Annotated in this window: 9 protein-coding genes and 1 pseudogene; 5 read left to right on the top strand and 5 right to left on the bottom strand. The window is 70.4% G+C overall.

All coding sequences use genetic code 11. The annotated features are described in order from the left end of the window. Positions 1 to 37 precede the first annotated feature (37 nt). The 3 genes from CDO81_RS06580 (at position 38) to CDO81_RS06570 (ending at position 2,983) form a co-directional block, all read left to right on the top strand. Positions 38 to 493: an RrF2 family transcriptional regulator gene (locus CDO81_RS06580; RefSeq protein ID WP_088482474.1), complete on the top strand. Its 456-nt coding sequence runs from the start codon at positions 38 to 40 to the stop codon at positions 491 to 493. Then, a complete protein-coding gene (locus CDO81_RS06575) occupies positions 490 to 1,680 on the top strand; it encodes an NnrS family protein (RefSeq protein ID WP_088482286.1) in 1,191 nt (396 codons plus the stop codon). Before CDO81_RS06580 ends, CDO81_RS06575 begins: the two co-directional genes overlap by 4 nt. Before the next feature lie 97 nt (positions 1,681 to 1,777). Beyond that, a complete protein-coding gene (locus CDO81_RS06570; RefSeq protein WP_088482285.1) occupies positions 1,778 to 2,983 on the top strand; it encodes an NAD(P)H-dependent flavin oxidoreductase in 1,206 nt (401 codons plus the stop codon). A gap of 214 nt (positions 2,984 to 3,197) precedes the next feature. Here CDO81_RS06570 and CDO81_RS06565 read toward each other — a convergent pair whose 3' ends face one another. The 3 genes and pseudogenes from CDO81_RS06565 to CDO81_RS28715 form a co-directional block, all read right to left on the bottom strand. Beyond that, positions 3,198 to 4,121 (bottom strand): Lrp/AsnC family transcriptional regulator, encoded by a 924-nt coding sequence (locus CDO81_RS06565; protein WP_088482284.1) that lies wholly within the window; start codon positions 4,119 to 4,121, stop codon positions 3,198 to 3,200. Positions 4,122 to 4,238: 117 nt separating this feature from the next. Then, positions 4,239 to 4,619 carry a dihydroneopterin aldolase gene (locus CDO81_RS28720; protein WP_241516898.1) on the bottom strand — a complete coding sequence of 127 codons (381 nt, stop codon included), beginning with the start codon at positions 4,617 to 4,619 and terminating at the stop codon, positions 4,239 to 4,241. A 381-nt stretch (positions 4,620 to 5,000) separates the two neighbouring features. Further along, a pseudogene (locus tag CDO81_RS28715) lies at positions 5,001 to 5,486 on the bottom strand (FAD-dependent oxidoreductase); the annotation flags it as partial. Between CDO81_RS28715 and CDO81_RS06555 the strand changes: the two are divergent. Next, positions 5,455 to 6,276 carry a class I SAM-dependent methyltransferase gene (locus CDO81_RS06555; protein WP_144397151.1) on the top strand — a complete coding sequence of 274 codons (822 nt, stop codon included), beginning with the start codon at positions 5,455 to 5,457 and terminating at the stop codon, positions 6,274 to 6,276. The pseudogene CDO81_RS28715 and the gene CDO81_RS06555 sit on opposite strands and share 32 nt — an antisense overlap. A 42-nt stretch (positions 6,277 to 6,318) precedes the next feature. Here the strand turns inward: CDO81_RS06555 and CDO81_RS06550 are convergent, their stop codons facing one another. Then, positions 6,319 to 6,936 (bottom strand): protein-methionine-sulfoxide reductase heme-binding subunit MsrQ, encoded by a 618-nt coding sequence (locus CDO81_RS06550; protein WP_241516868.1) that lies wholly within the window; start codon positions 6,934 to 6,936, stop codon positions 6,319 to 6,321. Between the two features lie 4 nt (positions 6,937 to 6,940). Continuing rightward, complete coding sequence (gene msrP / locus CDO81_RS06545) at positions 6,941 to 7,909, bottom strand: protein-methionine-sulfoxide reductase catalytic subunit MsrP (protein ID WP_088482281.1); 969 nt, start codon at positions 7,907 to 7,909, stop codon at positions 6,941 to 6,943. 153 nt (positions 7,910 to 8,062) lie between these two features. Between msrP and CDO81_RS06540 the strand changes: the two genes are divergently transcribed. Then, positions 8,063 to 9,232: an alkane 1-monooxygenase gene (locus tag CDO81_RS06540; RefSeq protein ID WP_088482472.1), complete on the top strand. Its 1,170-nt coding sequence runs from the start codon at positions 8,063 to 8,065 to the stop codon at positions 9,230 to 9,232. Positions 9,233 to 9,234: the final 2 nt, after the last annotated feature.

Raw genomic sequence — 9,234 nt, 5'->3', positions numbered from 1 at the left:
GGCTGATGCCGGTGCCCTGCTGACCGGCCCGACCCCGATGAAACTCACCACCTTTACCGACTACAGCCTGCGCGTGCTGATGTACCTGGCCACCGACCCCGACCGCCGTGCCACGGTGGCCGAGATCTGCGCCGCGTTCGACGTGAAGGCCAATCACCTCACCAAGGTGGTCCATCACCTGGGCCGCCACGGATGGGTCAGCACCGTGCGGGGCAAGGGCGGTGGCCTGACGCTGGCACGCCTGCCCGAGGCGATCCGCCTCGGGGATGTGGTGCGCGAGACCGAGGCGCCGGACTTGCCCGCCGAGTGTTTTTCCTCCCGGGGCCGACCCTGCGCCATCGTGGGCCAATGCCGCCTCAAGGGCGTGCTGGCGCAGGCCCTGGAGGCCTTCTACGAGGTGCTGGACCGCTACACCCTGGCCGACATCACGGCCAACCGCGAGGGACTGGCGCAGTTGCTGCGCTTGCCAGCGGCCACCGGACTTGCGGCATGACGCCGCTGCTCCGCCTGGAGGAGCCGCCCCGCGCGACGCCGGCCGGCTTTGCACTTTTCGCGCTGGGCTTTCGGCCCTTCTACCTGCTGGCGGCAGGATTCGCCGCGTTGTCCGTGCCGCTGTGGGCCCTGCAGTTCAGTGGCCTGCTGGGGCACACCTACCTCGCCGGCCCGATGTGGCATGCGCACGAGATGCTGTTCGGCTTCGCGCTGGCCGTCATCGTGGGCTTCCTGTTCACCGCCGGTCGCAACTGGACGAACCAGCCCACGCCCACTGGCTGGCCGCTGGCGGCGCTGGCGGCACTGTGGCTGCTGGCGCGCGTGTTGGTGCTGACGCCCTTCGGCGGCGCAGCGGCCGTGGTGAACGTGGCCTTCCCGCTGTTGACCGCCGCAGCCTTGGCCAGGCCCTTTGTGCGAGCGGGCAACCGGCGCAACTACTTTTTCATCGGGCTGCTCGTCCTGATGGCCCTGGCCGTGGCGGGCGTGCACGCCACGCAACTGGGCCATGCGGCCTGGCCGGTGGGCCTGGGCCTGCCGCTCGCGCTTGATGTCGTGCTGTTCATCGTTGCGGTGATGGCCGGGCGGGTCGTGCCGATGTTCACCAACAACGGCGTGCCGGGTGCGACCGCGACGCGTCACGCCCGCGTCGAGCAAGCGGCGTTGGGCAGCGTGCTGACCCTGCTGGCCGTGGATGCGCTTGGCGTGGGTGGCCCCTTGCTGGCCATGCTGGCGGTGCTGGCCGCTGCGGCGCATGGGATGCGCTGGTGGCTCTGGCAGCCCTGGCGCACGCGGCGAGTGCCGATGGTGTGGGTGCTTCATGCGGCCTACGCCTGGGTGCCGGTGCATCTGCTGCTGCGCGCCGCGGCGGCGGCGGGATGGGTGCTCCCTTCGCTGGCCACGCATGCGCTCACCGTCGGCGCCATCGGCGGCCTGGTCATCGGCATGATGACCCGAACCGCCCGCGGCCACACCGGTCGGCCGCTGAAGGCCGATGGCTGGGAGGTCGCCAGCTATGCCCTCATCGCGGCGGCCGCCCTGGTGCGGGTGGGCCTGCCGCTGCTCGCGCCCTCCGAGACCGTGCATGCCGCCCTGGCCTCGGCGGCGCTGTGGTCGGCCGGCTTCGCGGTCTATGCGGTGCGCTACTGGCCGGTGCTGTCGCGCCCGCGCATAGACGGCCGGCCGGGCTGACGCGCGGCCAATCGACCTGACCTTGCCCCACATCAAGGCGCCCTGGCGCCCATGCCGCCAGCATCACCGGCTCCCACCACTGCTGACGAGGCTGCGCATGACTCCCACCCCGCTCCTGGACCGCGTCCAAGCCGCTGGCTTGAGGCCCATGCATCTGGGCAGTCGCGAGCTTCTGCCCATCGTGCAGGGCGGCATGGGCGTGGGCATCTCGGCCCACCGGCTGGCGGGCAGCGTGGCCGCACAGGGGGCCTGGGGCACGATCGCTTCCGTGGACCTGCGCCGGCATCACCCCGACCTGATGGCCCGCAGCGAGGGCCTCAGTGACGCGGACGAACGCAAGAAGGATGTCATCCAGCAGGCCAACCAGGAGGCCCTGGCGCGCGAGATCCGCCAGGCGCGCGCGCTGGCCGGTGGCCGCGGGCTGCTGGCGGTGAACGTGATGCGCGCGGTCAGTGACTACGCGGCCAGCGTGCGCACCGCGTTGCAGGAGGGCATCGATGCGCTGGTGGTGGGGGCCGGCCTGCCGCTGGACCTGCCCGAGCTGGCGCAGGACCATCCCGACACCGCCCTCGTGCCCATCCTGAGCGACGCGCGCGGCGTGGCCCTGCTGTGGAAGAAATGGGAGCGCCGCCAGCGCCTTCCCAGCGCCATCGTCATCGAACACCCGGCCCATGCTGCGGGGCACCTCGGTGCGGCCAAGGTGGCCGACCTGGGCGATGCGCGCTTCGAGTTCGAGACCGTGCTGCCCGCGGTTCGCCAGCTGATCCGTGACGCCGGCATGGAAGGGCGGGTACCGCTGATCGCCGCTGGGGGCGTGCGCTGCTGCGAGGACATCCAGCGCCTGCAGTCGCTGGGTGCGGATGCCGTGCAGCTGGGCACCGCCTTCGTCGTGACCGAGGAATGCGATGCCCATCCGCACTTCAAGCAGGTGCTGGCTCAGGCGCGTGATGAAGACCTGGTGGAGTTCACCAGCGTGGCCGGCCTGCCCGCGCGCGCGGTAATGACGCCCTGGCTCAAGAAGTACCTCAAGGCCGAGGAGCGCCTGCAGGCGGTGGTGCAGCTCAAGCAGCGCTGCACCATGGCCTTTGATTGCCTGAGCCAGTGCGGCCTGCGCGACGGCCTGAAGGGCTGGGGCCAGTTCTGCATCGACCAGCGCCTGGCCGCAGCCCTGCGCGGCGACATGGCCAAGGGCCTGTTCTTCCGCGGCCGCGGGGCGCTGCCCTTCGGCAGCCAGATCACCAGCGTGCGCCAGTTGCTGGAGCGGTTGCTGACGCCGGGTGTGCCGGTCGGCACGCCGGCTTGAATCGGGGCGGGGCGTCATGAGGCGAGATCGCTGAGAACGCAGCCACAGAGGCACAGAGACACAGAGGCGCTTGGGCGGGACCCGCGTCCGGAACTCTCTGTGACTCTGTGTCTCTGTGGCCGCATCCGGCGAATGCAAGCGGCCCGTGTGCACGGGCGGCACGTGAGCCAGCTCTCGCGTTGGCCGGCGAATCTGGCGGCGGCTTCAACGCCGCTCAGGCATTGCCGGTTCGGGTGAGAAACAGCAGTGCCTGGTCGCGCGGCTGCTCGATCTGCAGCCGCAGGCTGGCGTCGGGCGCGCGCAGGCCGGCGTGGGCGGCAGTTTCGCGCAGTTGGTCGAGGGCCAGCTGGGGCGCGGCGTGCAGTACCAGGCTCAGGCGCCAGGGCCAGGCCGGCGTCCCGTGGGCGGTGTGGATGCGTTCCACGCCGGGGTGGTCGTGCAGGCGCTGCAGGCTCTGCGGTGTGGCGGCCTCGCGCCAGAGCGCCAACAGGCCGGGCTGCGGCACGCGCGATGGCGGGGGCTTGAGCGACAGGCCGGCCAGCAGCCCGCTGCGGCGCCACGTCTGCATCCGCGCGAGCAGCCGCGACTCGCTGCAGCCCAGGCGCCGGGCGCAGTCGGCATAGGGGCGGGAGCACAGGGGCAGGCCCCGTTCCAGCGCGATCGCGGTGTCGATGTCATCGCAAGCCGCTGCGCCCGGCGTGGCGGCGTGCAGCGCCAGGCTTGCACAAGGCGGCTCGGGCAGCCGTGCCAGCTGGGCCGCGAGCGCGGTCGCGTCCAGTACATCCAGCTCCGCCCACAGCGCCGGCAGGCCGGGCTGGGGGGCGGACGCACGCTCCAGGTGGAAGCAGCCGGGCAGCGCAGCCACGGCCGACGCCAGCGCGGCATCGTCCCACCCCGGGCTGAAGGCCAGGCGCCAGCGCTCGCGCGACAGGCCTTCGCCCCAGGTGGGAAGCACGGGCTGAAGCGCGCCGCGGCGGTGCAGGTCCTGGCACAGCGCAAGCAGCTCGCGCGGGGTCGCGCCGCTGCTGGCAGCCATCTGCCGGAACGGCGATGAATGCAGCGGGAAGGACTGCTGCCAGCCCTGGAGCAGGGTCTGCCGAAGGCTGGCGCAGCAACTGACGTGCGAGGTGTGCAACATGGACGCCCCAATGCTCGGCGCATGGCGCGCTGGCGTCCTTAATGTGCGTCAAGACCTCGCGTTTGCGGCTTGCCGCAGGTCAAAGGTGTGGCAGGCGGAAGCGGCCCAAGGGCAGGCTTACCAGGCGCCGACTTCGGTGCTGATGGCGACTTCGCAGTCGGGGAAGATCTCCAGCTTGGTCAGCTTGAGCCGCACGCCCACGACGCCGGGCAGGCTCATCAGCCGGTTGCACAGCTTGCCCAGCAAGGCCTCGACGAGGTCGGTGTGCTCGGCGGTGCATTCATCGATGATGGCGGTGCGCACCCGGCGGTAGTCGAGCACATGGCCGATGTCGGCATCCCGCGCCACCACCGGTAGCGAGCCGAGGTTGACTTCGGCATCCACCTGGATGGGCTGAGGGCCGGTGCGCTCGAAATCCAGCACGCCGAGGTTGGCCCGAAAACGCAGCCCCTGCAGATGGATGACCTGGCGGTTGTTGTGCCGCAGCGGTGCGGCCATGGCCTGCGGGCGCAAGGCCTGCTCGATCTGCTTGGCCGCCTGCACGCCATCGGCCAGGGCCGTCTGCACGCAGGGGTGCCAGCGGCCGCTGGCGTCGCCCGCGACGAACACCCGCTGGCGGGCATGCTCGTCCAGCAGCGCGAAGGCCGAGGGCTCGGGCTCGAAACCCAACAGCACGGCGGCAATGTCGAAGCGCTCCGCGCCCACGCTCACGCCGTCGGCATCGGGCAGCAGGGCGTCGGGGAGCGGCGTGGACAGGCGGACCGTGATGCGCGGATGGCGCTCGATGCGTTCGACGAGGTGCGTCTGCGCGCGCCAACCGCTGCGCGTCCATACCGTGACCTCGAAGCCGCGTTCGGCGAGATGCAGCGCGTTCTCGGCGGCGTTGTCACCGGCGCCGAGCAGCAGTGCGCGCCCGGGCGCCAGGCTGTCGCGCTGCGCGGTGAGGCTGGAGGCATCGAGCACCCGGGCGTGGGGCGACGCGAAGTAGCGTGCCGGTCGCAGCAGGCGCAGGCCCGTGGCAATCAGCAGCGCGCGCGCCTGCACTCGCTCGCCGCCCGCGAGTTGCAGCGCCCAGCCCTCGGCGGTGTGCCGGGCCGACTCGACCTGGGCGCCGAGCCGCAAGGCCAGGCCGGGCGTGGCACGTGCCTGGGCGGCGTACTCGGCGGCCAGGTCGCACAGCCGCGTGGCGGGTTCGCCCAGCACCCAGTCCTGCGGAAAGTCCAGCGCTGCAAGCGAGGCGCAGAGCTGGGCTTCACGTTCCACCAGCAGGGCCGTGAGGCCGAGCTGACGGAGCCAGGAGGCCGCGCTGCAGCCGGCGGGGCCACCGCCGAGGATGACGACGTCGAAGGAATGGGGGCTGGTCATGGGGCGATCCTGCGAGGGCCGCCATTATGGGCGGCGTGCGTCGGCCATGCAGGCGTGCGGCAAGCGCGTGGGCGCCGCATGCGGGGCGTTTACGATCCTTCGACGGGTGCCCGCCGTTGGGTCAGGGGCGCACCGAACGCACGGCCGGACGGGGTTCATGGAAAGAGTTGAAATGGGTGAGTCGCAGCATTCGGAGTTCGACCTGGGATACGCCGCGGAGCAATTGCGCCGCGCGCGCCATCCGCTGCGGCGCCAGATCAAGTCGCTTTACTTGCGCAGCGTCTTGCGCGAACTGGACGGCCCGAGCGTGGATCTCGGTTGTGGGGCTGGGCAGATGCTGGAGCGCATGCCGGCGGGGTCCATCGGCGTGGAGGTCAATCCGCATCTGCTGGCCCATCTGCGCAGCCGCGGCCTGTCGGTGGTCGACGCAGCAGGCAGTGCCGACCCATTCGAGTTGGCGTTCCTGCCGGCCGGCGTGTATCGGTGCCTGGTGCTGTCCCATGTGCTGGAGCATTTCGAAGCGGCGGATGCCTGCCTGCGACGTCTGCTGGCCCGCTGCAGGGCGCTGGGCATTTCGAAAGTGGTGTTGGTGGTGCCAGGCTGGGCCGGCTTCAGGTCGGATCGCACCCACAAGACGTTTGTCGATCGGGCTTACCTGGCCGAGCGTGACCTGCTGCGCTGCGAGGGATTCAGCGCCGCATCGATCACCTACTTTCCTCTCAACCTGGAAGCAGCCGGGCGGCTGACCGCCTACCAGGAGATGAAGGTCGTCTACGTGAGTTCGCGCTGATTCCCGGTTCCTGCCCGTCGCGGTGTCCTGGGCCGCTGGCCCTCACCTGGGGCGCTGGCGCAGCGCCCGCACCAGTCGCCAACCCAGCAAAAGGGCCAGCAGCGCGCCGTAGACGGCCGGCTCGATGAAGTTGTTCTTGCCCGCCCGCATCCAGATGAAGTGCATCAGGCCGATCACGGCCACTGCGTAGACCGCCTTGTGCAGCACCTGCCAGCGCTTCGCGCCCAACGCCTTGATGGCCCGGTTGAAGCTGGTGGCCGCCAGCGGCAGCATCAGCAACCAGGCGGTGAAGCCCATCAGGATGAAGGGCCGCTTGGCAATGTCCTGCGCGATGTCGGCCATCTCCAGCCCCATGTCGAGCCAGCCATAGGCCAGCAGGTGCAGGCTGGCGTACGCGAAGCTGAACACGCCCAGCATGCGGCGAAAACGCGCGAGGGCGGCAAGGCCCGTGAGTTCGCGCAGGGGCGTGATCGTGAGCGTGAGCCACAGGCCCCGCAGCGTCCAGTCGCCCAGGCGGCGGATCAGCGCTTCGGCCGGGTTGGCGCCGAGCTGGTTGGTGGCCGCGGCATAGACGAGCCACGCCAGCGGCGCCAGGCACAGCAGGAACAGCAGCGGCTTGGCGGCGCGGCTGAGCAGCGCCGAGGTCAGGACCCGCTTCACCGGCTCAGTAGTTCTTCTTCAAGTCCATGCCGGCGTAGAGCTGGCCGACCTGGTCGCCGTAGCCGTTGAACATCAGCGTGGGCCGCTTCTTGGCGAACAGGCCGTCTTCGCCAATGCGGCGTTCGGTGGCCTGGCTCCAGCGCGGATGCGGCACGTTGGGGTTCACGTTGGAATAGAAGCCGTATTCCTGCTGGGCTGCCTTGGTCCAGCTCGACACGGGCTCCTTCTCGACCAGGCGGATCTTCACGAGGCTCTTGGCCGACTTGAAGCCGTACTTCCACGGCAGGGCCAGCCGCAGCGGCGCACCGTTCTGGTTGGGCAGCAGCTCGCCATACATGCCGAACACCAGCATCGCCAGCGGATGCATGGCCTCGTCGATGCGCAGGCCCTCCACGTAAGGCCAGTCGAGCACACCGGAGCGCACGCCGGGCATCTGCGACTTGTCGGCGAGGCTCGTGAACTCCACGTACTTGGCCTTGGAGGTGGGCTCGACCTTCTTGATCACCTCGGCCAGCGAATAGCCCACCCACGGGATGACCATGCTCCAGCCCTCCACGCAGCGCAGGCGGTAGATGCGCTCTTCCATGGCGCTGAGCTTGAGCAGGGTCTCGATGTCAAAGCGCATCGGCTTGGCGCATTCACCCTCGACGCTGACCGTCCAGGGGCGGGTCTTGAGGGTGTGCGCGTAGGACGCCGGGTCGGACTTGTCGGTGCCGAACTCGTAGAAGTTGTTGTAGGAGGTCGCGTCGGTGTAGCTGGTGGCCTTGTCCTTCGTGATGGCCCCGGCCACCGTGGACGGCGTGGCCGGCAGTTTGGGCAGCTTGCCGCCGCCGGCAATGCCCTGGGCCAGCGCCAGCGGCGAGGCTGCCGCCAGGCCAAGGCTCGCCAGCGCGGTGCGGCGGTTCAGGTAGACGCCCTGCGGCGTGATCTCGCTGGGCAGGGGCTCGTGGGAGAAAGGCGTCTTGATCAGCATGGGGCTCTCGGCAGGTGATGGACGTGAGTCGCACGGCCAGGGGCGCAACTTACACCGGCTGTGTTTCTGGAGTTGTCTGGAAGGGCATGGCGCGCAGCGCGCTGCGGGTCGCCCGCCTTGACCGCGGGCTCGGGCCGGCTGAGCATGCAGCCCATGCCCGCAGCCCTCGCCACCCCTTCGCCCACGCGCTGGCGCGACACCAAGCGCTACGCCTGGCTGCTGTCAGGCGCCTTTCCAGGCCTGGCCTGGCTGAACGTCTGGCATGCCGACCGCAGCGGGCATGTCGCCTGGCTGTGGGTCATGCCGGTGGTCATGTACACGGTCATTCCGCTGCTGGACTGGCTGCTGGGCGAGGACCGCAGCAACCCGCCCGAGTCGCAGGTGGCCGCGCTGGAGGCCGACCGCTGGTACCTGGCGGTGCTGGTGCTCTTCGTGCCGCTGCAGTTCGGGCTCACCGTGCATGGCGCGTGGCTGGCGGTGCATGGCGGGCTGGGGCTGCTGGGCCTGATGGGCCTCGTGCTGACGGTGGGCGGCATCAATGGCGTGGCCATCAACACCGCGCACGAACTCGGCCACAAGCATGCCGCCTGGGAGCGCTGGCTGTCGCGCGTGGTGCTCGCACCAGTGGCGTACGGCCACTTCTTCGTCGAGCACAACCGCGGCCATCATCGCCGGGTTGCCACGCCGGAAGACCCCGCCAGCGCCCGCCTGGGCGAGAGCTTCTGGGCCTTCCTGCCGCGCACCGTGCTGGGCAGCCTGCGCTCAGCCTGGCAGCTCGAACGCCAGCGCCTGGCCGGCCGCGGCCACGGCCCCTGGCACTGGCGCAACGAATGCCTGCAGGCCTGGGCGATGACGGTGGTGCTGTACACCGGCCTCGTCGCGTGGCTCGGCTGGGCCGTGCTGCCCTTCCTGCTCGTGCAGGCGGCCTACGGCGCGCAGCTGCTGGAGGTGGTGAACTACATCGAGCACTACGGCCTGCTGCGCCGGCAAGGCGCCGACGGCCGCTACGAGCGCTGCGCCCCGGAGCACTCCTGGAACAGCAACCACCGCATGTCCAACCTGTTCCTGTACCACCTGCAGCGCCACAGCGACCACCACGCCCACCCCGCGCGGCGCTACCAGGCGCTGCGGCACTTCGAGCAGGCACCGCAGTTGCCCAGCGGCTATGCGGGCCTGCTGCTGGTGGCGTATGTGCCGCCGCTGTGGTTTCGGCTGATGGACCCGCGGGTCAAGGCGCATTACGGCGGGGAGCTGGGGCGGGCGAATGTGCAGCCGGGGGCGCGCGAGCGGCTGGCCGCAGCCTGGCGTGCTGAGCGGCTCTGAGT

It is taken from the genome of Roseateles puraquae, assembly GCF_002205845.1.
Taxonomy (GTDB): Bacteria; Pseudomonadota; Gammaproteobacteria; order Burkholderiales; family Burkholderiaceae_C; genus Pelomonas; species Pelomonas puraquae.
This window is presented reverse-complemented; position numbering and strand designations above follow the sequence as displayed.